Genomic DNA, 21934 nt, shown 5'->3' with positions numbered 1-21934 from the left:
AACGCCAAGGATTTTCATGAAAGCAGTGGTTTACGAAGCCTTTTCCGCACCGCCCCAACTCCAACAGGTGCCCGACCCTTCGCCGCAAAACCACGGGGTGGTCATCCAGGTGATGGCCACGGGCGTCTGCCGCAGCGACTGGCATGGCTGGGTGGGCCATGACTCGGACATTCGCCTTCCCCACGTTCCGGGCCATGAGTTCGCGGGCATCGTCCAGGCGGTGGGCAAGGACGTGAAGCAATGGAAGCGGGGCGATCGCGTGACCGTGCCGTTCGTCGCAGCGTGCGGCCATTGCCCCGAATGCCATGCAGGGCACCACCAGGTGTGTGACCACCAGTTTCAACCAGGCTTTACCCATTGGGGCTCGTTTGCCGAGTACGTGGCCATCGACCAGGCCGACATCAACCTGGTGGCACTGCCTGACACCCTGGACTTTGCCACTGCAGCCAGCCTGGGTTGCCGTTTCGCCACCTCATTTCGCGCGGTCGTCGACCAGGGCAAAACGTCCGCCGGACAGTGGGTAGCCGTGCACGGCTGCGGCGGCGTGGGCTTGTCGGCCATCATGATTGCCAACGCCGTGGGTGCCAACGTCATTGCCATCGACATTTCCGACGACAAACTGCAACTGGCCCGCGCGCTGGGGGCCGTTGCCACGGTAAACGCCACGCAGGTGGCCAACGTGGTCGAAGCCGTACGCGACATCAGCCGAGGCGGCGTCCACGTGTCGCTGGACGCCCTGGGGCATCCCACCACCTGCTTCAACTCCATCAGCAACCTGCGCAAGCGGGGCAAGCACATCCAGGTAGGGCTGATGCTGGGCGAGCACACCACACCTGCCATCCCCATGGCCAAGGTCATTGCCCACGAGCTGGAGATCCTGGGCAGCCACGGCATGCAGGCCCACCGCTACGATGCCATGCTGGCGATGATGCTCTCGGGCAAGCTGGCACCCGAGAAACTGGTGGGGCAAAAAATCAGCCTCGCCCAGTCGATTGATGCGCTCATGAACATGGACAAGTTCGAGGTGGCTGGCGCCACCGTGGTGACGGAGTTTTAAGTCGCGTTTTGCAGCGCGGCGATGCGCTCTTCAATCGGCGGATGGGTGGAGAACAATTGGCCAATGCCACCGGTGATGCCAAAAGCCGCCACGCTCTTGGGCAGCTCGCCGGGCGTCATGCCGCCCAGGCGGGCCAGCGCGTTCATCATGGGCTGCTTGCGGCCCATGAGTTGGGCGGCACCCGCGTCGGCCCGGAACTCGCGCTGGCGGCTGAACCAGGCCACCACGATGGCGGCGGCAAAGCCGAGCACGATGTCCAGCACGATGGTGCTGATGTAGTAGCCAATGCCGGGGCCGCTGTCGCGGTCATCGCCCTTGCGCAAAAAGCTGTCTACCGCGTAGCCGATCACGCGGCTCAGGAACACCACAAAGGTATTCATCACGCCCTGGATCAGCGTCATGGTGACCATGTCGCCATTGGCGATGTGGGCCACCTCATGGCCGATCACGGCCTCGATCTCTTCGCGGGTCATGCCTTGCAGCAGACCAGTGCTCACGGCCACCAAGGCCGAGTTTTTGAATGCACCGGTGGCGAAGGCATTGGGTGCGCCGTCAAAGATGCCAACTTCAGGCATACCAATGCCGGCTTTGTCGGCAAACTTGCGCACGGTGTCCACAATCCAGGCTTCATCGGCGTTTTGCGGTTGCTCAATGACTTTCACGCCCGAAGTCCACTTGGCCATGGGCTTGCTGATCAGCAGGGAGATGATGGCACCGCCAAAGCCCATCACCAGCGCAAAGCCCAGCAGAGAACTCAGATTCAGGCCATTGGGGGTGAGGTAGCGGTTCACGCCCAGCAGGCTGGCCACAATGCCCAACACGACCACAACTGCCAGGTTGGTCAAGACAAACAAAAATATGCGTTTCATGGTTTCTTTCGGAATACGACCGTGTACCAGTCGTTGCCCCGGATGGTAGGGGCGATGGCCGTGTTTTCAAGCTTTTCAGGGCTTGAGCCCACGAAGTTTATGGGCATTTGCGCGGTGCACGGAACACGCTGCTGTCGGCGTAAAACGCCGCATCTTCATTCTGCGCCCACCACCCCGGCACGCCCAGCATCGGCAGGTGCGCAAACGGCTTGGCCGCCAGCATGGGCGCCGAAAGGGTGTCCGCCAGCCAGGCATCCAGATCCGCTATCGAATTGATAGCTGCTTGCGCACGAAATACGTGGGCTGTGATGGGTTTTCGGGGTGAAACCAGTTTTTCCAGCAGCGCGTGGCCAAACAACAGCAAGGTGGACTCCGCCCACAGCGGGCGCAGCGTGACGAACACCGCCTGCCAGTCCTTGGCCACCAGCGCCTGCCACAGCGCGTCGGGCGCCACCAACAGGGCGGCGTTTTCGTCGAACACGGTGAGTGCATCGCGCGCCGGGCCGCGCACCGGCTGGATGCCGGTCTGCGCAATCTGCTCGGCCTGCAACTGGTTCAGTTTGCGCTTGGCCAACGGGAAATGCAGCCAGCACAGGCCGTTGAAAAAGTCGTGCAGCCCATCGCGCGTAGGCACGCGGCCGGTGTCGAAGATGTGCTGCTCATAGGCCGTGCCCGCGGGCAGCTCGGCCTGCGGCACAAACTGCACCGGGGCGCGTTGGGCCGCGTTCAAAGCCTGCGCCACGGTCAGGCCGCTATTCACCTGCGCCGCCAGCCCCTCCCCCACGGCACGCCACGGCGCCAGCCAAGGCGCCGCCCAGTCAATGGTTTCTAGACCATGCGCCACTGCAGTGCTTCACCCGCGGCCAGAGGTTTGAGAGAGGTTTCACCAAACGCAAAACTCTCAGGCGGAGTCCAGCTTTCGCGCAGGAGCGTGAGAGTGCCGGTATTGCGTGGCAGGCCGTAGAAGTCTGCGCCATGGAAGCTGGCAAAGCCTTCCAGCTTGTCCAGCGCACCCACGGCGTCGAACGCCTGGGCGTACAGCTCCATGGCAGCATGTGCGGTGTAGCAGCCCGCGCAGCCGGACGCATGTTCCTTGAGGTGCGTGGGATGCGGCGCGCTGTCGGTGCCCAGGAAGAACTTGGCCGATCCACCGGTCGCGGCCTGCACCAGCGCCTGGCGGTGGGTTTCGCGTTTCAGCACGGGCAGACAGTAGTAGTGCGGGCGAATGCCGCCGGTGAAGATGGCGTTGCGGTTGTAGAGCAGGTGGTGGGCAGTGATGCTGGCCGCGGTGAAGCGGTCGCTGTCGGCCACGTACTGCGCGGCTTCCTTGGTGGTGATGTGCTCGAAGACGATCTTGAGCTCGGGGAAATCCTTGCGCAAGGGAATCAGCTGCGTGTCAATGAACACGGCTTCGCGGTCAAACAGGTCGATGTCGCTGCTGGTCACCTCGCCGTGCACCAATAACAGCAGGCCGGCCTTTTGCATGGCTTCCAGCGTCTTGTAGGTCTTGCGCAGATCGGTCACGCCGGCGTCGCTGTTGGTGGTGGCGCCTGCGGGGTAGAGCTTGGCGGCGACCACACCCGCGTCCTTGGCGCGCGCAATCTCGTCGGCGGGCAGGTTGTCGGTCAGGTACAGCGTCATCAGCGGCTCAAAATTCACACCTGCGGGCACGGCGGCCTGGATGCGCGCCTTGTAAGCCAGCGCCTGCTCCGCGGTAGTGACCGGTGGCTTCAGGTTGGGCATGATGATGGCACGCGCGAACTGGGCGGCGGTGTGCGGCACCACAGTGGTCAGCGCGGCACCATCGCGCACATGCAGATGCCAGTCGTCAGGGCGGGTGATGGTGAGGGTGTTGGTAGGGGTCGTCGCTTGCGTCATGGGCGCTATTGTCCCAAAACCGCCGGTCACCCCATCTCAGGCCAACAAACGCAGTCCAGAGGCGCTGGGGGTGCCGGTTTCAAAGGCACTCACAATGCGCGTGAGCTGTTCGGCCTGGTCTTTTAGACTTTCGGCCGCAGCAGCGCTCTGCTCCACCAGGGCCGAGTTTTGTTGGGTCATCTGGTCCAGCGCTGTAATCGCGGTGTTCACCGTGGCAATGCCCTCGCTCTGCTCGGATACCGTGGCGCTGATGTCGCCGATGGTGTGCGTTACGCGTTGCACCGAACCCACGATTTCACTCATGGTACGGCCCGCAGCCGCCACCAGCTGGGTACCGCGCTCCACACGCTCTACGCTGGTACTGATGAGACCCTTGATTTCCTTGGCCGCCTCGGCACTGCGACCGGCCAGGCTACGCACCTCGGAGGCCACCACGGCAAAGCCGCGGCCCTGCTCGCCGGCGCGTGCGGCTTCCACGGCCGCATTGAGCGCCAGGATATTGGTCTGGAAGGCAATACCGTCAATCACCGAAATGATGTCCGCGATCTTGGACGAGCTGGTGTTGATTTCCTGCATGGTGGCCACGACCTCGGACACCACGGTGCCACCGCGCTGTGCCACCTCGGCAGAAGTACCGGCCAGCTGGCTGGCCTGCCGCGCCGCGTTGGCGCTGTTCTGCACGGTGTCGGTGAGCTGGCCCATGGAGTGCGCGGTTTGCTGCAAATTGGCCGCGGTCTGCTCGGTGCGATTGCTCAGGTCCAGGTTGCCTGCGGCCACCTCCTGGCTGGAGCGGTGGATGGAGCCCGCCGCCTCGCGGATGCTTTCCACCACGCCGCGCAGATTGGTCTGCATGGCCGTGACGGCCTGCAGCAGGCGGCCAATCTCGTCGTTTGCCCCTTCGGGCACTTGGGTGGTGAGGTCTCCGGCGGCAATGCGCTCTGTCATGCGCATGGCCAGTTTGACCGGATGGGTGACACCCACGGTGATGCGCCAGGCAATGAGACCGCCGGCAACCAGCGCCACCGCAACCAAGCCGCCCAGCAGCACCAGCATCTTGCGCTGCAGGGCCTCAGAGTCGGTGCTGGCCTCGTGCGTCTGGGCTAGCTGCAGCGCGATGAGGCTGGCCGCGTCCTTGCGCAGAGCCTCTTCGGCGGGGCGCACCCGGTTCATGAGCGTCAGCACGGCGGCCACGGTATCGCCGTCATTGGCCTGCTTCAAGGCATCGGCCACCTCGGGCAGCACCTTCTTGGTCTGCTCGGAAATGCGCCCCATCAAGGCCCTCTCTTCCATGCTGGCATTGTCCGACGTCAGCAGTGCGCTCAGGGCCGCCTCGGCCTCGCTAAGCCGCGCAATGGCGGACTCTGCGGCCTTGAACTCCACCTGCAACTGCTTGGGGTCCAGCTCGGTGAAGAGGGCCACAGACCGGCTGTGGATGGTGACGCGGTTGATACTGTCCATCAACGCGTTGGTCAGCTCCGTCTGTCGGTTGTTGACCCGCACGATGTGCTCCAGCGAGTTGCCGATCTGGCCCACAGAATAAACGCCCGTCGCGGCCACGGCCAGCAACAACAAGAGGATGGCCACAAAGCCCAGGGTCAGTTTGCGCGCCAACGACGGCTGCCGGATAAAGGAAGTGGACATAGATGCCTCTTGTTGCCTGTATGCCGCCGCGGCGGGCCTAAACGACTCAGTGCTGGAGAATCTTGTTGAGAAAATCCTTGGTGCGTGGCTGGCGCCCATCAGGGTTGCCGAAGAACTCGTCCTTGCTGCAATCTTCCAGAATGCGACCGCCAACGTCAATAAAGATCACGCGGCTGGCCACCTTGCGGGCAAAGCCCATTTCGTGGGTGACCACCATCATCGTCATGCCTTCCTTGGCCAGGGAGACCATGACGTCCAGTACCTCGCCCACCATCTCGGGGTCCAGAGCCGAAGTAGGTTCATCGAACAGCATGACCACAGGGTCCATGCTCAGGGCACGGGCAATCGCTACGCGCTGCTGCTGGCCACCGGAGAGCTGGCCGGGAAACTTGTCCTTGTGCGCCATCAGGCCCACGCGGTCCAGCATCTTCAAGCCACGCACTTTGGCGTCGTCGGCACTGCGGCCCAGCACCTTGATCTGCGCAATGGTCAGGTTCTCGGTGACGCTGAGGTGGGGAAACAGCTCGAAATGCTGGAACACCATGCCCACGCGGCTGCGCAGTTTGGGCAGGTCGGTGCTGGGGTCGTGCAGGGGCACGCCGTCCACCGTGATATTGCCCTTCTGAATAGGCTCCAGCCCATTGACCGTCTTGATCAGGGTGGACTTGCCAGAACCCGAAGGCCCACACACCACCACCACATCACCCTTGTTGATGTTGACGGAGCAGTCATTGAGCACCTGAACCGGGCCGTACCACTTGGACACATTCTTGATTTCAATCATGTTCTATCTCTTCTTGTTCAACGGATGATGGCAATGCGGGCCTGCAGGCGTTTGACAGCCCAGGACAACGCAAAACAGATCACAAAGTAAACGACGGCGGCCAGCAGGTACGCCTCTTCGGGGCGGCCATACAGCTTGCCCGCCAGCGTGAAGCCCTTCAGCAGGTCGTAGGCACCGATGGCGTACACCAGCGACGTATCCTGAAACAGGATGATGGTCTGGGTGAACAGCACCGGGAGCATGTTGCGAAAGGCCTGCGGCAGCACCACCAGCACCATGTTCTGGCGGTAGGTCATGCCCAGTGCCTGGCCAGCAAACACCTGACCACGCGGAATGGACTGGATGCCAGCACGCATGATCTCGCTGAAATACGCGGCCTCAAAAGCGATGAAGGTGGTGGCCGCCGACAGCTCGGCACCTATGGGCTTGCCGATGAGGAGCGGGATCAGCAGGTAGAACCACAAGATCACCATCACCAGCGGAACGGAGCGCATGCCATTGACGTAAAACGCCGCAGCACTGCCCATGGCCTTGTTGCCAGACAGGCGCATCAGCGCCAGCAGCGTGCCGAACAACACACCACCGAGGGTGGCCACGATGGTCAGCAGCACGCTGAAGCGCAGACCGCCCAGTACAAACTTGTTGATGACGTCCCAACTCAGGAAGGAAATATCCAGACCCAACATGTCAATGCCCCCCCGTGCCGCCGGCCACGATGAAGCCGGGGATTTGCAAGGAGCGCTCGACCAGGGCCAGCACGCGGTTCACGGCGAATGCGGAAATCGCATACAGCGCGGTCACGCCCAGGTAGATTTCCACGCCGCGCGAGGTTTCTTCCTGGGCCTGCATGGCGAACATGGTGAGTTCAGAGATGGAGACCGCAAAGGCTACCGATGAGTTCTTCAGCAGGTTCATGGACTCGCTGGTCAACGGCGGCAGGATGATGCGAAACGCCATGGGCAGGATCACATAGCGGTAGGTCTGGGCCGTGGTGAAACCCATGGCCATGCCGGCGTAGCGCTGACCCTTGGGCAGTGCCTGGATACCGGCGCGCACCTGCTCGGCAATCCGCGCCGAGGTGAAGAAGCCCAAGCCAAACACCACCAGCACGAAGCCGGGAACGGCCTGGAAGGAGGGAAACATCTTCGGCACCACAAAGTACCAAAGAAAGATCTGCACCAGCAGCGGAATGTTGCGAAAGAACTCCACCCATACGTTGGCCAAACGCACCAGCCAAGGGCTGTTGGGCAGGGTCCGCAGGGTGCCTACTAAGGCCCCCACACCCACCGCCACCAGCCAGGAACAGCCGGCCACTGCCAGCGTCCACCGCCAGGCTTCCATCATCCATTGCCAGTACGTCCGGCCACTGCCGTCGTCACTGAAAAAAATCTGCCAATCCCAATGCATACCACCTCCACTGCAAATTGCGCGCCATCCTAAAAACAAAACCCGCTGGCATGCGGTCCAGCGGGTTCACACTCAGACCAAAGGGTCCGAATTACTTCTTGGCGTAGTCTTCAGCAGGCTTGTCGTTGGGTGTAGCCCAGGCGGCCTTGGTGCTGTCGCTGGCGGGCAGGCCCACGCGGGTGTTCTTGGGAGGAATGGGCTGCACAAACCACTTGTCGTAGATCTTGGCCAATTCACCCGACTTGGCGAGGGCAATGACAGTGTCATCCGCCAGCTTCTTGAAAGCGGGGTCGTCCTTGCGGATCATGATGGCGATGGGTTCCACCGACAGCACTTCACCCACGATCTTGTAGTCGCCAGGGGTCTTGGAGTTGGCAATGTTGCCAGCCAGGATTTGACCGTCCATCACGAAGGCATCGGCACGGCCGGATTCGAGCAACAAGAAGCTGTCAGCGTGGTCTTTGCCGAACACTTCCTTGAAGTCCACGCCGGTGGCGCGTTCGTGCTTGCGCAGCAGCTGCACGGAGGTGGTTCCGGTCGTGGTTGCCACGTTGCGGCCATTGAGCTGGGCAATCGATGTGATGCCGGAGCTGCCCTTGGTGGCAATGCGCACTTCTTCCACATAGGTGGTCACCACAAATGCCACGTCTTTTTGGCGGGTTGCATTGTTGGTGGTGGAACCGCATTCGATGTCTACGGTACCGTTCTGGATCAAGGGAATTCGGTTTTGCGACGTGACCGATTGGTACTTGGTTTCAATCTTCTTGCCCACGGCTTTTTCCACGTTGGAGACGATGCGCTGGCACACCTCCACGTGGAAGCCCGCGTACTTGCCATCACCCAAGGCATACGACAGGGCGCCAGAGGAGTCGCGCACGCCCATGGTGATGGCACCGTCGGCTTTCACCTTGGCCAGGGTGTCGTTGCTCTGCGCGTAGGCACCGAAGATGCTGGCAGACAACAGGCCCAAAATGAGAACGTTCTTTTTCATGTTTTTCCTTCAATAAAAATCACTGTGATGAAACCCGCAACCTGGCAAGCATGGTGGGCTGACGGTCAACTGTACTGCCGCCGCCCTGAATCCCGGACACCTGCTTACCCCTAGAAACCATGCAAATGGTAAATAACTTTATTCCTCTTTAGAACGGAACGAAATCCGTAGGGTACTTCCAGAAGTCCTTGAGCAGGTAGCTGACCGGGAGGTTCAGCGGCTTCTCGTTGGGCGGAATGGCCTTGAGGAACCACCGGTCGTAGATCGGCTGGATTTCCTTGCTTACGATCAGGCGACGCATTTCCTCGTCGATCAGCTTCTTGAACTCGGGGTCATTCTTGGACAGCATGATGGCCAGCGGCTCGGTGGTCAGGAACTTGCCAACCACCTTCAGCGCCTCGGGGTGGGGCCGGTTGGCGGCTAGGCCGTAGAGCAACACATCGTCCATGACGAAGGCATCGGCCTCGCCGCTCTCCACCATCTCCACGGCCTTGGCGTGGTCGGGGGCCTCCAGAATGGTGAGGTGCAGCAGACGCTCCCGGTTGGCCTGCTCGACCGCCTTGAGTGGCGTGGTGCCCTTGGTGGACACCAACTTTTTGCCGTACAGGTCTTCAATGCGGTCAACCTTGCTATCGGCGCGCACCAGCATGCGCGCACCCGTGATGAAGTGGGGAATGGTGAAGGCCACCTTTTGGCGCCGCTCAGCGTTATTGGTGGTAGAGCCGCACTCCAGGTCGGCCTTGCCTTCCTCGATCGCGGCAATGCGGTTAGCCGGGCTGACCTGCACAAACTCCACCTGCATGCCCTTGGCGCCGGTCTTTTTGCGCACGGCCTCGGCCAGCTTCAGGCACAAGTCCACCGCGTAGCCCACGGGTTTTTTCTCCGTGTCCAGGTACGAGAAAGGGATGGACGACTCACGGTGCGCAACCACCAGCTTGCCGCCAGCGGCCACGCGCTCTAGCACGGTGCCAGCCTGCGCCACTGCGCCCACTAGAGCACAGGCGACCAACGCCCCACCACGAACCCATAGTTTGGTTTGCATACCCACTCCAACGACACGTTTTCCGCCCTGGGCGCGACTCTAGCCACGCCGGGCACCGACCGCCAATGCTGATTCATTCGCGCGGCATGCAAAAAGGGAATGCAATGTCTATGCCACCGAGCCCTGGGTCAACAGGTAGTCCCACAGCGCCTGGGCGGAGCCCTTGGGTGTGCGGGTTTGGGCGCGCTGCGCGGCCGTCAGGCCGCGGGCGGCTTCTTTGCCCGAGAGGCGTTCGCGATAGGCACGCACCTCCATGGTGATTTGCAGGCCCTTCATCTGGGGCGGCAAGGCGCTCACCAGTTTTTTGGCGCGCAGGTCTTTTTTCACCGCGCTAAACGGCAAAAATGCCACGCCGTGGCCTTCCAGCGCCATGGCCTTCAGGCCCTCGGCCATGTCGGTCTCGTACACGCGGTCAAAGTGGATGGCCACATCGGCCTGCTTCAAGATCAGTTCCACCATTTGCCCCAGGTAGGCGCCAGGCGCATAACCCAGGTAGGGCAAGGGCTGTCCGGCCTTGCCCGGCAGCATGAACATCGGCTGGCCATCGGCATCGGGCTTCACATAGGGCGCCACCACCTCTTCGCCCAGACTCACCATCTCGTAGCGGTCGGCGTCCAGCTGGTAGGGCTGCGAGGGGTGGTGGTAGGCGATCAACAGGTCGCAGCTGCCCTCCACCAGGCGCAGCACCGCGTCGTGCACGTTCAGCGCAATCAGGCGGCTTTTGAGCGGGCCAAACTTCTCGCGCAAGCCCGACACCCAGGCCGGGAAGAAGGTGAAGGCCAGCGTGTGCGGCACCGCAAACTCCACAACGTCCTGCGCGGCAGTGGTATGCCCGCGCAGCATGGCGCGCGTGCTTTGCAGAGCCTGCAGCACTTCCAACGACTGGTCGTACAAGGTTTCGCCCGCCGGGGTCAGGCGCGTGGGGTAACTGCTGCGGTCCACCAGATCGGTGCCCGCCCAGGCCTCCAGCGACTGGATGCGCCGCGAGAACGCGGGCTGGGTGACGTGGCGCAATTGCGCGGAGCGGCTGAAACTGCGGGTCTCAGCCAAAGACACGAAGTCTTCAAGCCATTTGGTTTCCATGGGCCGCGATTATGCGCGGATTGCATGGGTTACGCAGCCACCCCCGGGTCATACCCCACGTCGGGCCATCATGTCCTGCGCCATGGCCTGCAGCGCGGCGGCCGACAACATGGCCAGTGCGGCCGGGTAGGCCAGGCCGTCTTCATGCACCATATGTTGGCCATACAGCGCGGCAAATCGGTCGAGGGCCGCGGTCTGCAGCGGGGTCAAAGTCAGCACGTCGGTGCGCTCATCGGCCACCGTCACCAGCACCACGCGGGCCACGGCCCAAGCGGCTTCCATGTCGCGGTGGTCTTGCATGAGCTGGCGCACCAGGGTGCGCAGCGCGGCGTCGGCGCCCAGCAGCAACGGGGGGAACACATGCAACTCTTCGTCCTGGTGGTGCAGCGGGGCGGCCACGTCAAAGTAGCGCAGCACATCGCGTGCGGCCTGGCGGGCGTTGTCGTCACGGCCCACGTCCACCAGGTGCTGCTGCAAACGCTGCAATAGCGCCAGGCTGCGGTGCACGCGCTCATGGCATGCGGCCAGCATCTCAAACGGCGCCTCGAACCCCGCCCGCGGCGCAGGGTGGGCGATCAGCGGTACAGGGGAACGGGCCATGGCGGCATTATCCGGCGCACCGCACAATATGGCCCCATGCGTTTATTGACCTGGCTCTGCACTTCGGCCCCGCTTGCCACCCTTGCCACTACCCTGCTGTGTGGCGATGCACTGGCGCAAACGCGCCTGGACGAAACCCTGCTGCACCTGAGCGAAACCGAGCTGCAGGCACGCCTGCCCGAGCTACGCCGTGCCGCCAAACCGGTGGTGGGCCCCCGCGGCCTGCGCGGCACCTGGACCGCGCCCGGCGCGCGCCTGCAAGGGCTTGCGCTGGACACCACGTTTTACCTGCGCGCTAAAAGCGTGCAGCGCATTGAGCAGCGTTGGGCGTCTACCTCGGCGCGGGACTGCACGCCGCAGCTGGAGCAGGCGTTGGCGAATGATCTGCAAACCCACTGGGGACCCAGTGTGTCCACCACGGAAGACACGGGCACACCCGAGTGGCAGCGCGCCACGCTGTGGGCACAAGGGGACGCCGAGGCGCGGCTGCTGTTCTCGCAAACCGGCGGGCAATGTGCGGTGATGCTGGTGTACGCACCCTACTTGCCCAAGGACGCCGCCACGCTATGAGCGCGTGACGCGGTGCAGACCTAGGCCGTGCCGCTGACCAGTGCGGTGTAGGCCGCGCGCGTGGCGGGCGAGACCGAGGCCAGCACCTGCGCATACGGTGTTTTGTGGCGTGCCAGCAGGCGGGCCGAGGCCACGCTCTTGGAGCGGCAAAACCAGTGGCAGCTGTGTTGCATCAAAAACAGTTCGGCCGACAGCGTGAAGGCCTTGCGCTTGGGGCTGAGCTGCTGCGCGTTCTCCACCACCTGGGCCAGGCCCTGGGCATGGATGGCAAACGCACGGCGCAAATCAAACGTGGCCGCGGGCAAAAACACCGCCGCATAGGGAATGGCCACCGGCAGCTTGCTCACGCGGGTGGCCAATGCATCTTCGCCCGCGAACTCGGCGGCAAAGCCCTGAAACTGCTCCACCAGCTTGGCCTCCTGCGCCGCCAGAAAGCTCCACACCTGCGCCTGGCGCTCGGCGTTCTCTTCGCCCAGCGCACGCAAGTAGCCATCGGTCAGCCCCTCCATCAGGCGTTCAATGTCATAGCGCGACAGCGCCTGCCCCAGCAACACGATGCGCTGGCGCTGGTCGCGTTTTTTAAGAAACAGAATGCCGCCGGCAATCAGGGCGATGAGGATGAGGTCCATGGGGAAAAGGTGGGGGCGTGACAGCAGGGCGGCAGTGTACGCGGCCGCCAATTGCCCTTACGTTTTGGACTTGATTGCTATGGTTTCAGGAGCTGTTCGCGCAATAAATACGGGGGCTAGAGACCTAAAACGCCCTCAATTCACTCCGCACTCTGCTGCAGCGCCCACATGGCGGCGTAGCGACCATTCGCGGCCAGCAGCTGGGCGTGGTTGCCGCGTTCGATGATGCGGCCGGCGTCCATCACCAGAATCTCGTGCGCATCCACCACGGTGGAGAGGCGGTGGGCGATGACCAGGGTGGTCTTGTTCTGCGCCACGCTTTGCAGCTCGGCTTGGATGGCGCGTTCGTTGGCGCTGTCCAGCGCGCTGGTGGCTTCGTCGAAAATCATCACGGGCGGGTTCTTCAAGAGCGTGCGGGCAATCGCCACGCGCTGCTTTTCGCCGCCGCTCAGCTTGAGCCCGCGCTCGCCGACCATGGTGTCGTAGGCCTTGGGCGCCGCAGCAATGAAGGCGTGGATGTGGGCGGCTTTGGCGGCCGCCTCCACCTCGGTGCGTGTGGCACCGGGGCGGCCGTAGGCGATGTTGTATTCCACGGTGTCGTTGAACAGCACCGTGTCTTGCGGGACTATGCCCATCGCCTGGCGCACGCTGCTTTGGGTGACCTGCTTGATGTCCTGGTTGGCGATGGTGATGCGGCCGTGTTGGACGTCGTAAAAACGGAACAGCAGGCGCGCCAGCGTGGACTTGCCCGAGCCGCTGGGGCCGACCACGGCCACGGTCTTGCCGGCGGGGATCTCGAAGCTGATGTGGTGCAGGATGGTCCGGGCCGGGTCGTAGGCAAAGGTCACGTCCTCAAAGCGCACAGTGGCGTCGGAGCCATCCGCTGCCAGCTGCAAAGGCTGGGCGCCGAGCACATCGGCAATCTCGCGCTCGCGCTCCATGAGAGTGAACATCTTTTCCAGATCGGTCAGGCTCTGTTTGATCTCGCGGTAGATCACGCCCAGAAAGTTCAGCGGGATGTAGAGCTGGATCATGAAGGCGTTGACCATGACCAGGTCGCCCAGCGTCATGCGACCGTCCACCACACCCTGGGTGGCACGCCACAGCATGGTGACCAGCGCGGCGGCGATGATGAGCTGCTGGCCCGTGTTGAGCATGGACAGCGTGGTCTGGCTCTTGACGGCGGCGCGGCGGTAGCGCTCCAGGTTTTCGTCGTAGCGCCGGGCTTCGAAGTCTTCATTGTTGAAGTACTTCACTGTTTCGTAGTTCAGCAGCGAGTCGATGGCGCGGCTGTGGGCGGTGGAGTCCAGTTCGTTCATCGTCTTGCGGAACTGGGTGCGCCATTCGGTCACGGTGATGGTGAAAGCGATGTAGACCACCAGCGCCACGATCGTGATCCAGGCAAACCACACATCAAACTTGACGGCCAGCAGCGTGAGCACCAGCGTCACCTCAATCAGCGTGGGGATGATGCTGTAGAGCGAATAGCTGATCAGCGAATGCACGCCGCGCGTACCGCGCTCGATGTCACGCGTCATGCCGCCGGTTTGACGCTCCAGGTGGAAGCGCAGACTCAGGGCATGCAAATGGCGGAACACCTGCAGGCTGATGGAACGCGCAGCGCCCTCCGTCGCCTTGGCGAACACCAGCTCACGCAGTTCGGTAAACAGGGAAGTGGACAGGCGCAACACCCCATAACCCAGCAGTAGCGCCGCGGGCACCACCAGCAGCGCAGCTGGGTCGCCGGGCTTCAGCGTCATGGCGTCCACCAGGTTCTTCAACAGCAGCGGCACGCCCACATTGGCCATCTTGGCGCCCACCATGAAGGTCAGGGCGGCGATCACACGCCACTTGTAGATCCACAGGTAGGGAAACAGGCGGCGCAGGGTGTCCCAATCCGACTTGGGCGGCGTGCTGGGGCCCGGGGTGGCAACGGCGGCATGAGGGGCGGAGGCAGGGATGCCGGAGGGGCGCATGGGGGACAATCCAGAGAAGAACCAACCAAGGATTGTGCCCATGTCTACCAATTCAAGCCCCGTGCTTGTGCAATTACCCTCCGATGAGGAGCTGGTGCTCAAAGTCATCCCCATGCCGGGCGACTGCAATGCCAATGGCGACATTTTTGGCGGCTGGGTCATGGCCCAGGTGGACCTGGCCGGATCGGTGGTGCCCGCGCGCTACACCCAGGGCCGCATGGCCACGGTGGCGGTGAACGAATTCGTCTTCAAGCAACCCGTGCGCGTGGGCGACATCCTGAGCTTCTTCAGCAAGGTCAGCCGCATTGGCCGCACCTCCATCACCGTGAAGGTGGAGGTGTACGCAGAGCGCTTTGGCAGCCAAGGGCAGTACATCAAAGTCACCGAGGCGTCACTCACTTACGTGGCCATCGACGACAAGGGCCAGCCTCGCGAGATCCCCAAACGCGCACTGTAAGTAACACGCCCCTCTAGGGGTCTACGAGAATAGTGACAACCCTATCGGTGAATCAGGGTCCCACAGCTATAACCGAACTGCACAACACAAGGAGGCAAGGTGCAGTTCCTTCAATTGCTGATCAGCGGCGTGGCACAGGGGTGCATCTACGGCCTGATCGCACTGGGCTTTGTGCTCATCTACAAAGCCACCGAGACCGTCAGCTTCGCCCAGGGTGAGCTGATGATGCTGGGCGCCTTTGGCGGCCTGGTGGGCATGACGCTCTTGGGCATGCCCTACTGGGCGGCCATGCTGGTAGCAGTGCTGGGCATGGCCGTGTTTGGCATGCTGCTGGAGCGGTTGGTGATCCGCCCCATCCTCGGCCAACCGGCCTTCTCCATCGTGATGCTGACCATCGGCATTGGCTACGTGGCACGCGGGCTGATCACCATGATCCCCGGCATGGGCACCGACACCCAGGCCCTGCCCGTGCCCTACAAGGACGAAATCATCAAGATCGGCGGTAACGCCATGGGCATCGGCGCGCTGGTGCTCAACATCGAGCACATGGTGGTGATTGGCGCCACCGGCGTGCTGTGTGTGCTGTTGTTTGCGCTGTTTCGCTACAGCAAACTGGGCATTGCCATGCAGGCCACCTCGCAAAACCAGCTGGCCGCGTACTACATGGGCATCCCGGTGCAGCGCCTCAACGGCCTGGCCTGGGGCCTGGCCGCCGCGGTGGCCGCCATTGCGGGCCTGCTACTGGCCCCTATCACCTTTGTGCACGCCAACATGGGCTTCATCGGGCTCAAGGCTTTTCCGGCCGCGGTGGTGGGCGGCTTCGGCAGCCTGCCAGGCGCGATTGTGGGCGGGCTGGTGATCGGGCTGGTGGAGTCGTTCTCAGGCTTCTATTTGCCCGACGGCTTCAAGGACACGGCGGCCTACGTCGTAGTGCTGGTCATGCTGATGGTCAAACCCAACGGCCTGTTTGGCGACACGCTGCGCAAAAAAGTATGAGATTTATCTTCAAGACGGACTACGCGCAGGACATCCGCCTGGCCAAGCACGGCGGGCATCTGTTCTGGTACAGCGCGCTGATGCTGTTGCTGGTGGCAGCGCCCTGGTTGTTTGCCGAGTACTGGCTGGCGCAGCTGACCTTTGTGCTGATCTATTCCATTGCCGGGCTGGGCATCATGCTGCTGGCCGGGTTCACCGGGCTGTTCTCGCTGGGCCACGCGGCGTTTCTGGGTGTGGGGGCCTACGCGCAGGCGGTGCTCACGCACCACGGCATGCCGTTCCCCTTGGCGCTAGCCTGCGCGGCGGGGCTGTCCGCCGCCGTGGGTTTGGTGGTGGGGCTGCCGGCGCTGCGCGTCAAGGGCATCTACCTGGGCATGGCCACGCTGTCGTTCGGCTTCATCGTGGAAGAAGTGCTGGCGCGCTGGGAATCGGTCACCGAGGGCAATGCAGGCATCCACATTGACAAGCCGAATCTGTTTGGCTGGGTTCTGGAAACGGGCGAGCAGTTTTACTTCCTCTGCCTCAGCGTCACCGTCATTGCCACGTTGGGCATCTTGAACTTGCTGCGCTCGCCCACGGGGCGCGCGTTTGTGGCCATCCGCGATTCCGAAATTTCGGCGCAGAGCATGGGCATCCACCTGGCGTATTACAAAACCTTGTCGTTCTCGCTGTCGGCCGCGCTGGCGGGTGTGGCCGGTGCGCTGTACGCGCACAAGCTGCAGTTCATCTCACCCGACCAGTTCAACATCCTGCAATCGATCGACCTGTTGCTGATGATCGTGATTGGCGGCGTGGGCTCGGTGCATGGGGCTTTTCTGGGCGCCATCTTTCTGATCACCATGCCGCAAGCCATCTCGCTAGTGAAGGACTACCTGCCCGAGGCCGTAGGCCAGGCGCCTGGTTTGCAGGGCGTGGTCTATGGCGCGGTGCTGATCGCCTTTGTGCTGTTTGAGCCCATGGGGCTGTATGGCCGTTGGCTGAAGGTGCGCACCTATCTGCAGATGTTTCCGTTCTACCGCAAGGGCATGTTCAAGCGGCAGAAGTCCTTCCAGAAATCGGACAGGCTGAAATGAACGACGTCCTTCTCTCCGCCCAGAATTTGAGCGTGCGCTTTGGTGGCGTGCTGGCCGTCAACAACGTAAGCTTTGACGTAAAGCAGGGCGAGGTGTTCACGCTGATTGGCCCCAACGGCGCGGGCAAGACCACGGTGTTCAACCTGATCAGCCGCATCTACACGCCCACCACGGGCACGATCGACTACCTGGGCCCCAACGGCATGCTGAAGCTAACCGAGCAGCCACCGCAGGCCGTGGCCTCGCTCGGCATTGCACGCACCTTCCAGAACATCGAGTTGTTTGAGCACGCCAGCGTGCTGCACAACCTGCTGATTGGCCGCCACACCCACCGCAAGACCAGGCTGTGGCAAGACCTGTTCTTCACCCCCAAGGTGCGCGAGGCTGAGCTGCTGGCGCGTGAAAAAGCCGAAAAGGTCATCGAGTTTCTGGACCTGCAGCACCACCGCGACTCGCTGGTGGCCGGCCTGCCCTACGGCGTGCGCAAGGTGGTGGAGATGGCCCGCGCGCTGTGCACCGAGCCCAAGCTGCTGTTGCTGGATGAGCCGTCCAGCGGTCTGAATGTGGAAGAGACCGACGACATGGCGTTCTGGATCCAGGACATCAAGAACGAGCTGGGCATCACCGTGCTGATGGTGGAGCACGACATGAGCCTGGTCTCCAAGGTGAGCGACCGCGTGCTGGCCATGAACCAAGGCGAAGTGCTGGCCATGGGTACACCGCGCGAGGTGCAAGCCGACCCCGGTGTGATCGAGGCCTACCTGGGGTCGATCGACGATGTGTCGTCCCTGCGCCGCCAGGCCACACAGGAGGCCGTATGAGCACGCAGCCGCCCCCCATCAGCGACCAGCCGGTGCTCAAGCTGCTGAACGTCGAGAGCGCCTACGGCCCCATCAAAGCCATCCGCGGTGTGAGCCTGCAGGTGCGCCGCGGCGAGATTGCCACGGTGCTGGGCTCCAACGGCGCGGGCAAGACCACCATCCTCAAGACGATCTCCGGCATCATCGACCCGCGCAAGGGCTCGGTGGAGTTCAAGGGCGAAGACATCACGGCGCAAGACCCGTCCTACATCGTGCAGGAGGGGTTGAGCCATGTGCCCGAGGGGCGCGAGGTGTTTCCGCTGCTCAGCGTGCGCGACAACCTGCAGATGGGTGCCTTCACGCGTTCAGACCGTGACGGAGTGGCCAAGGACATGGAATCGGTCTACACCTACTTCCCCATCCTGCGGGAGCGTGCCACGCAGGACGCGGGCTTGCTCTCCGGCGGGCAACAGCAAATGCTGGCGATCAGCCGCGCGCTGATGGCCGACCCCGACCTCATTCTGCTGGACGAGCCCAGCCTGGGCCTGAGCCCGAAGCTCACCAAGGAGATCTTCGAGATCGTGGTGCGCATCAACCGCGAGCGCGGCACCACCATCTTGCTGGTGGAGCAAAACGCCAACATGGCGCTCAACGCCTCCGACTACGGCTATGTGCTGGAGAACGGCCGTATCGTCATGGAAGACACCTGCGCCCATTTGCGCGAGAAGGACGACATCAAGGAGTTCTATCTGGGCATGAAGGAAGACGGCGTACGCGGCGAGCGGCGCTGGAAAAAGAAGAAGACCTGGAGATAGCAGCATGGGACTCTGGGACACCTCACACATCCAACCGCGCGCTGACATCGTCATGGCGGGCGACACCATCCCCGCCATGTTCTGGAACGCGGTGGCACAACGCGGCCCGAACATCTGGATGCGCCAAAAGCACTTGGGCCTGTGGCGCAGCTGGACCTGGAACCAAACCGCCGACGCGGTGCGCGAGATTGCAGGCGGCCTGATCAGCATGGGCTTTGCTAAGGGCGACACGGCGTCCATCCTGGCCAACACGGTGGTGGAGTGGGTGTGGGCCGACCTGGGCATTCTGTCGGCGGGCGGCGTATCCAATGGCATTTACCCCACCGACGCGCCCAGCCAGGTGCAATATCTGTGCGAGGACTCCATCACCAGCGTGCTGTTTGTGGAAGACGATGAGCAGCTGGACAAGGCGCTGGAAGTGCGCAAGCACCTGCCGCGGCTGCGCAAGATTGTGGTGTTTGACATGGAGGGCCTGCGTGGCCTGGACGACCCCGGCGTGATCAGCCTGGCGGCACTGCGCGCGCTGGGCCGCGCCTACAACGCAGAATTCCCGCAGGCGGTACCGCAGCGCGTGGCGGCGTGCCAACCGCAGGACCTGGCCATACTGGTCTACACCTCGGGCACCACGGGCAAGCCCAAGGGCGCCATGCATCTGCACCAGGGCCTGGTCTACACCGTGCGCGGCTTCAACACGCTGATTGCACAAGACGCGCAGGACGAGCGTATGTGCTTTTTGCCGCTGTGCCACATTGCCGAGCGCATGGGCGGCGAGTACTACGCGCTGTACACGGGCACCAAGCTCAACTTTGTGGAAAACCCCGAAACCATCCCGGAGAACGTGCGCGAGATTGCACCCACGGTCTTCACCGCCGTGCCCCGCGTGTGGGAAAAGTTTTACTCAGGCGTGATGATTGCGCTGAAGGAAGCAGGCTGGGTGCAGCAGGCCGCCTACGCCTGGGGCATTGGTGTGGGCGCGGCCATTGCCGATCGCGTGCTGGCTGGCCAGCCCGTGGATGGGTGGCTCAAATTCAAATTCAAGGTGGCCCAGGTGCTGGCGTTGAACAATGTGCGCAAGCTCATTGGCATCCACCGTGCGCGCTACCTGGTCACCGGGGCCGCCCCCATCTCGCCCGATCTGGTGCGCTGGTACCTGGCCTTGGGCGTGCCCATGCTGGAGGTCTGGGGCATGACGGAAACCTGCGGGGCCGCCACAGGCGTGCCAGCCCACAAGATCAAACCGGGCTCTATTGGCCCTGCCGCAGGCTTCAATGAAGTGAAGCTGGACCCGGCCACGGGCGAGTTTCTGGTACGCGGAAAAAACGTGTTTGCGGGTTACCTGAACCAGCCCGAGAAGACCGCAGAAACCCTCACCGCCGATGGCTGGCTGCACACGGGTGATGTGGGCGTGGTGGACGCGGATGGCTACTTCCGCATCACCGACCGCATGAAGGACATCATCATCACCGCAGGCGGCAAGAACATCACGCCTAGCGAGCTGGAGAACGACCTGAAGTTCTCGCCCTACATCACCGATGCGGTGGTGATTGGCGACAAGCGCGCCTACCTGACCGTGATCGTGATGATCGACCAGGAAAACGTGGAAAAGTTTGCCCAAGATGCGGATGTGCCCTTCAGCAACTACACGTCCCTTACCCGCGCGCCCGAGGTGCAGGCGCTGATCCAGGCCGAGCTGGACCGGGTGAACCAGAAATTTGCCCGCGTGGAGCAGATCAAGAAATTCTTCTTGCTGGAAAACCAACTGACAGCGGAAGATGAGGAACTCACGCCCACCATGAAGCTCAAGCGCAAGCTGGTGGAGAAAAAATACGAAGCCCAGATAGAGGCTATGTACCACTGAGCGGCGTACTGCTGCCCAGCCTTTTTACAACCGAGGAGACTTTCACCATGATGACACTGCGCACCGCCGCCGCTCTGGGCGCCCTGGCCCTCACGGCATCGCTGGCTTCGGCCCAGCAAGGCATCAGCAAGGACGAGATTTTGCTGGGCTCCATCCAGGACTTGTCCGGCCCCATCGCCGGCTTTGGCAAACAGGCCCGCCTTGGCATGCTACTGGCCGTGGACGAAATCAACGAGCAAGGCGGCATCAACGGCCGCAAGGTCAAGCTGCTGGTGGAAGACTCGGCCTACGACCCCAAAAAGGCCGTGCTGGCTGCGCAGAAGCTGGTCAACCAGGACAAGATTTTCATGATGGTGGGCCACATCGGTACCGCGCAAAACATGGCTGCCATGCCCGTGCAGTTCGAGAAGAACGTGATCAACTTCTTCCCCATCACCGCTGCGCGCGAGATGTACGAGCCCTTCCACAAGCTCAAGTACTCCTACGCCGCCCCCTACTATGACCAGATGCGCCTGGCCGTGCCCAAGCTGGTGAAGGAAAAAGGTGCCAAGAAGGTCTGCACCATGTACCAGGACGATGACTTTGGCCTGGAAGTGCTCAAGGGCGGCGAGGACGGCTTGAAGACCATCGGCATGGAGTTTGCCGAGAAGACCTCGTACAAACGCGGCGCCACCGACTTTTCGTCGCAAGTCTCGAAGATGCAGGCCAGCGGCTGCGACTTCATCGTGCTCGGCACCATCATCCGCGAGACCATTGGCGCCATTGGCACGGCCCGCAAGCTGGGCTACAGCCCGACCTTCATCGGGTCCAGCGCGGCCTACACCGACCTGATCCACAAACTGGGTGGTCCCGCCATGAACGGCTTCTACGCCACCATGACTGTGCAGAACCCCTACACGGATGAGCAGTCGCCGCCCATTCGCTTCTGGGCCAACAAGTACAAGACCAAGTTCAACGAAGACCCCACGGTGTTTTCGGTCTACGGCTACAACATCCTCAACACCTTCGCGACAGTGGCGGGCAAAGCAGGCAAGAACCTGAGCACCGAGAGCTTTATCAAGGTGATGGACACGCTGAGCATTCCATCAGACATCTTCGGCAGCGCGCCCCAGTCGTTCAGCGCCACCAAGCGTCTGGGCAGCAGTGCGTCCCGCATCTCGCAGATCACCGACGGTAAATGGAAGGTGGTGTCGGAGTACGTGGGTGACCCGGCGTTGAAGAAGTAAGACGCTTGCGCCACTCAAAAACAGCCACCGGAAGGTCAATGCCAGTCAGTTAAGAGCTGACTGGCATTTTTTTGATGGGTACTTGCTGCGCGTAGAGCGTTTGACCTGGCGTGGGAAACTGCGATCCGTGCGTCGCACGGGCAGCACGAAGTAGCGGGCCTGGTCTAGAAGACGCTGCAAGT

General features: G+C 62.5%; 22 protein-coding genes. 9 read left to right on the top strand and 13 right to left on the bottom strand.

The genetic code is table 11. The annotated features are described in order from the left end of the window. The first annotated feature begins 16 nt into the window (after positions 1–16). Complete coding sequence (locus tag AC1DZ5_RS15230; protein ID WP_477890497.1) at positions 17–1057, top strand: zinc-dependent alcohol dehydrogenase family protein; 1041 nt, start codon at positions 17–19, stop codon at positions 1055–1057. Here the strand turns inward: AC1DZ5_RS15230 and htpX are convergent. The 11 genes from htpX to AC1DZ5_RS15175 all read right to left on the bottom strand — a co-directional run bounded on the left by htpX (position 1054) and on the right by AC1DZ5_RS15175 (position 11352). Next, positions 1054–1926, bottom strand: a complete 873-nt coding sequence (gene htpX / locus AC1DZ5_RS15225; RefSeq protein ID WP_477890495.1) for a protease HtpX — start codon at positions 1924–1926, stop codon at positions 1054–1056. The two genes, AC1DZ5_RS15230 and htpX, sit on opposite strands and share 4 nt — an antisense overlap. Positions 1927–2023: 97 nt before the next feature. Further along, entirely contained in the window at positions 2024–2770 is a 747-nt protein-coding gene (locus AC1DZ5_RS15220; RefSeq protein ID WP_477890493.1) for a DUF3025 domain-containing protein, read from the bottom strand. Continuing rightward, a complete protein-coding gene (gene pyrC, locus AC1DZ5_RS15215) occupies positions 2755–3804 on the bottom strand; it encodes a dihydroorotase (protein ID WP_477890491.1) in 1050 nt (349 codons plus the stop codon). Before pyrC ends, AC1DZ5_RS15220 begins: the two co-directional genes overlap by 16 nt. 36 nt (positions 3805–3840) lie before the next feature. Continuing rightward, positions 3841–5445, bottom strand: coding sequence for a methyl-accepting chemotaxis protein (locus AC1DZ5_RS15210; RefSeq protein ID WP_477890489.1), 1605 nt, complete (start codon positions 5443–5445; stop codon positions 3841–3843). Between the two features lie 46 nt (positions 5446–5491). Further along, positions 5492–6229 carry an amino acid ABC transporter ATP-binding protein gene (locus AC1DZ5_RS15205; protein ID WP_310340438.1) on the bottom strand — a complete coding sequence of 246 codons (738 nt, stop codon included), beginning with the start codon at positions 6227–6229 and terminating at the stop codon, positions 5492–5494. Positions 6230–6246: 17 nt separating this feature from the next. Continuing rightward, complete coding sequence (locus tag AC1DZ5_RS15200) at positions 6247–6915, bottom strand: amino acid ABC transporter permease (RefSeq protein WP_477890486.1); 669 nt, start codon at positions 6913–6915, stop codon at positions 6247–6249. Position 6916: 1 nt separating this feature from the next. After that, the gene (locus AC1DZ5_RS15195) at positions 6917–7636 is read right to left on the bottom strand and encodes an amino acid ABC transporter permease (protein ID WP_477890484.1); all 720 of its coding nucleotides are present in this window, start codon (positions 7634–7636) and stop codon (positions 6917–6919) included. A 91-nt stretch (positions 7637–7727) separates the two neighbouring features. After that, complete coding sequence (locus tag AC1DZ5_RS15190) at positions 7728–8627, bottom strand: transporter substrate-binding domain-containing protein (RefSeq protein WP_477890482.1); 900 nt, start codon at positions 8625–8627, stop codon at positions 7728–7730. Between the two features lie 148 nt (positions 8628–8775). Then, a complete protein-coding gene (locus AC1DZ5_RS15185; RefSeq protein ID WP_477890480.1) occupies positions 8776–9669 on the bottom strand; it encodes an amino acid ABC transporter substrate-binding protein in 894 nt (297 codons plus the stop codon). Positions 9670–9777: 108 nt separating this feature from the next. Continuing rightward, on the bottom strand, positions 9778–10752 hold the full coding sequence (locus AC1DZ5_RS15180; protein ID WP_477890478.1) for a LysR substrate-binding domain-containing protein: 975 nt from the start codon (positions 10750–10752) through the stop codon (positions 9778–9780). A gap of 48 nt (positions 10753–10800) precedes the next feature. Beyond that, entirely contained in the window at positions 10801–11352 is a 552-nt protein-coding gene (locus AC1DZ5_RS15175; protein WP_477890476.1) for a hemerythrin domain-containing protein, read from the bottom strand. Positions 11353–11388: 36 nt separating this feature from the next. Here AC1DZ5_RS15175 and AC1DZ5_RS15170 point away from each other — a divergent pair, with 36 nt between their 5' ends. Then, complete coding sequence (locus AC1DZ5_RS15170; protein ID WP_477890474.1) at positions 11389–11922, top strand: hypothetical protein; 534 nt, start codon at positions 11389–11391, stop codon at positions 11920–11922. A 20-nt stretch (positions 11923–11942) separates the two neighbouring features. Here AC1DZ5_RS15170 and AC1DZ5_RS15165 read toward each other — a convergent pair whose 3' ends face one another. Together AC1DZ5_RS15165 and AC1DZ5_RS15160 are read right to left on the bottom strand one after the other, a co-directional pair. Then, positions 11943–12551 carry a hypothetical protein gene (locus tag AC1DZ5_RS15165; protein ID WP_477890472.1) on the bottom strand — a complete coding sequence of 203 codons (609 nt, stop codon included), beginning with the start codon at positions 12549–12551 and terminating at the stop codon, positions 11943–11945. 140 nt (positions 12552–12691) lie between these two features. Continuing rightward, positions 12692–14527, bottom strand: coding sequence for an ABCB family ABC transporter ATP-binding protein/permease (locus tag AC1DZ5_RS15160; protein ID WP_477890470.1), 1836 nt, complete (start codon positions 14525–14527; stop codon positions 12692–12694). 40 nt (positions 14528–14567) lie between these two features. Here AC1DZ5_RS15160 and AC1DZ5_RS15155 point away from each other — a divergent pair, with 40 nt between their 5' ends. From AC1DZ5_RS15155 to AC1DZ5_RS15125, 7 genes are all read left to right on the top strand, one after another. Further along, on the top strand, positions 14568–14984 hold the full coding sequence (locus AC1DZ5_RS15155; protein ID WP_477890468.1) for an acyl-CoA thioesterase: 417 nt from the start codon (positions 14568–14570) through the stop codon (positions 14982–14984). A 99-nt stretch (positions 14985–15083) separates the two neighbouring features. Then, positions 15084–15980, top strand: a complete 897-nt coding sequence (locus tag AC1DZ5_RS15150; RefSeq protein ID WP_477890466.1) for a branched-chain amino acid ABC transporter permease — start codon at positions 15084–15086, stop codon at positions 15978–15980. Further along, complete coding sequence (locus AC1DZ5_RS15145) at positions 15977–17053, top strand: branched-chain amino acid ABC transporter permease (protein WP_477890464.1); 1077 nt, start codon at positions 15977–15979, stop codon at positions 17051–17053. The genes AC1DZ5_RS15150 and AC1DZ5_RS15145 overlap by 4 nt, the downstream gene beginning before the upstream one ends. Beyond that, the gene (locus AC1DZ5_RS15140; RefSeq protein WP_477890462.1) at positions 17050–17874 is read left to right on the top strand and encodes an ABC transporter ATP-binding protein; all 825 of its coding nucleotides are present in this window, start codon (positions 17050–17052) and stop codon (positions 17872–17874) included. The genes AC1DZ5_RS15145 and AC1DZ5_RS15140 overlap by 4 nt, the downstream gene beginning before the upstream one ends. Further along, complete coding sequence (locus AC1DZ5_RS15135) at positions 17871–18668, top strand: ABC transporter ATP-binding protein (protein WP_477890460.1); 798 nt, start codon at positions 17871–17873, stop codon at positions 18666–18668. The genes AC1DZ5_RS15140 and AC1DZ5_RS15135 overlap by 4 nt, the downstream gene beginning before the upstream one ends. A 4-nt stretch (positions 18669–18672) precedes the next feature. Continuing rightward, positions 18673–20526: an AMP-dependent synthetase/ligase gene (locus AC1DZ5_RS15130; RefSeq protein WP_477890458.1), complete on the top strand. Its 1854-nt coding sequence runs from the start codon at positions 18673–18675 to the stop codon at positions 20524–20526. A gap of 50 nt (positions 20527–20576) precedes the next feature. Further along, complete coding sequence (locus tag AC1DZ5_RS15125) at positions 20577–21752, top strand: ABC transporter substrate-binding protein (RefSeq protein ID WP_477890863.1); 1176 nt, start codon at positions 20577–20579, stop codon at positions 21750–21752. The last annotated feature ends 182 nt before the right edge of the window (positions 21753–21934 follow it).

It is taken from the genome of Rhodoferax sp. P1_F3, from assembly GCF_056405715.1.
Note: the sequence above shows the minus strand (reverse complement) of the source record. Positions and strands in the feature narration are given on the sequence as shown.

Coding starts and splice junctions, on each gene's coding strand:
- AC1DZ5_RS15230 (WP_477890497.1), top strand. CDS start 17: ATGAAAGCAGTGGTTTACGAAGCCTTTTCCGCACCGCCCCAACTCCAA.
- htpX (WP_477890495.1), bottom strand. CDS start 1,926: ATGAAACGCATATTTTTGTTTGTCTTGACCAACCTGGCAGTTGTGGTC.
- pyrC (WP_477890491.1), bottom strand. CDS start 3,804: ATGACGCAAGCGACGACCCCTACCAACACCCTCACCATCACCCGCCCT.
- AC1DZ5_RS15210 (WP_477890489.1), bottom strand. CDS start 5,445: ATGTCCACTTCCTTTATCCGGCAGCCGTCGTTGGCGCGCAAACTGACC.
- AC1DZ5_RS15205 (WP_310340438.1), bottom strand. CDS start 6,229: ATGATTGAAATCAAGAATGTGTCCAAGTGGTACGGCCCGGTTCAGGTG.
- AC1DZ5_RS15200 (WP_477890486.1), bottom strand. CDS start 6,915: ATGTTGGGTCTGGATATTTCCTTCCTGAGTTGGGACGTCATCAACAAG.
- AC1DZ5_RS15195 (WP_477890484.1), bottom strand. CDS start 7,636: ATGCATTGGGATTGGCAGATTTTTTTCAGTGACGACGGCAGTGGCCGG.
- AC1DZ5_RS15190 (WP_477890482.1), bottom strand. CDS start 8,627: ATGAAAAAGAACGTTCTCATTTTGGGCCTGTTGTCTGCCAGCATCTTC.
- AC1DZ5_RS15185 (WP_477890480.1), bottom strand. CDS start 9,669: ATGCAAACCAAACTATGGGTTCGTGGTGGGGCGTTGGTCGCCTGTGCT.
- AC1DZ5_RS15180 (WP_477890478.1), bottom strand. CDS start 10,752: ATGGAAACCAAATGGCTTGAAGACTTCGTGTCTTTGGCTGAGACCCGC.
- AC1DZ5_RS15175 (WP_477890476.1), bottom strand. CDS start 11,352: ATGGCCCGTTCCCCTGTACCGCTGATCGCCCACCCTGCGCCGCGGGCG.
- AC1DZ5_RS15170 (WP_477890474.1), top strand. CDS start 11,389: ATGCGTTTATTGACCTGGCTCTGCACTTCGGCCCCGCTTGCCACCCTT.
- AC1DZ5_RS15165 (WP_477890472.1), bottom strand. CDS start 12,551: ATGGACCTCATCCTCATCGCCCTGATTGCCGGCGGCATTCTGTTTCTT.
- AC1DZ5_RS15160 (WP_477890470.1), bottom strand. CDS start 14,527: ATGCGCCCCTCCGGCATCCCTGCCTCCGCCCCTCATGCCGCCGTTGCC.
- AC1DZ5_RS15155 (WP_477890468.1), top strand. CDS start 14,568: ATGTCTACCAATTCAAGCCCCGTGCTTGTGCAATTACCCTCCGATGAG.
- AC1DZ5_RS15145 (WP_477890464.1), top strand. CDS start 15,977: ATGAGATTTATCTTCAAGACGGACTACGCGCAGGACATCCGCCTGGCC.
- AC1DZ5_RS15140 (WP_477890462.1), top strand. CDS start 17,050: ATGAACGACGTCCTTCTCTCCGCCCAGAATTTGAGCGTGCGCTTTGGT.
- AC1DZ5_RS15135 (WP_477890460.1), top strand. CDS start 17,871: ATGAGCACGCAGCCGCCCCCCATCAGCGACCAGCCGGTGCTCAAGCTG.
- AC1DZ5_RS15130 (WP_477890458.1), top strand. CDS start 18,673: ATGGGACTCTGGGACACCTCACACATCCAACCGCGCGCTGACATCGTC.
- AC1DZ5_RS15125 (WP_477890863.1), top strand. CDS start 20,577: ATGACACTGCGCACCGCCGCCGCTCTGGGCGCCCTGGCCCTCACGGCA.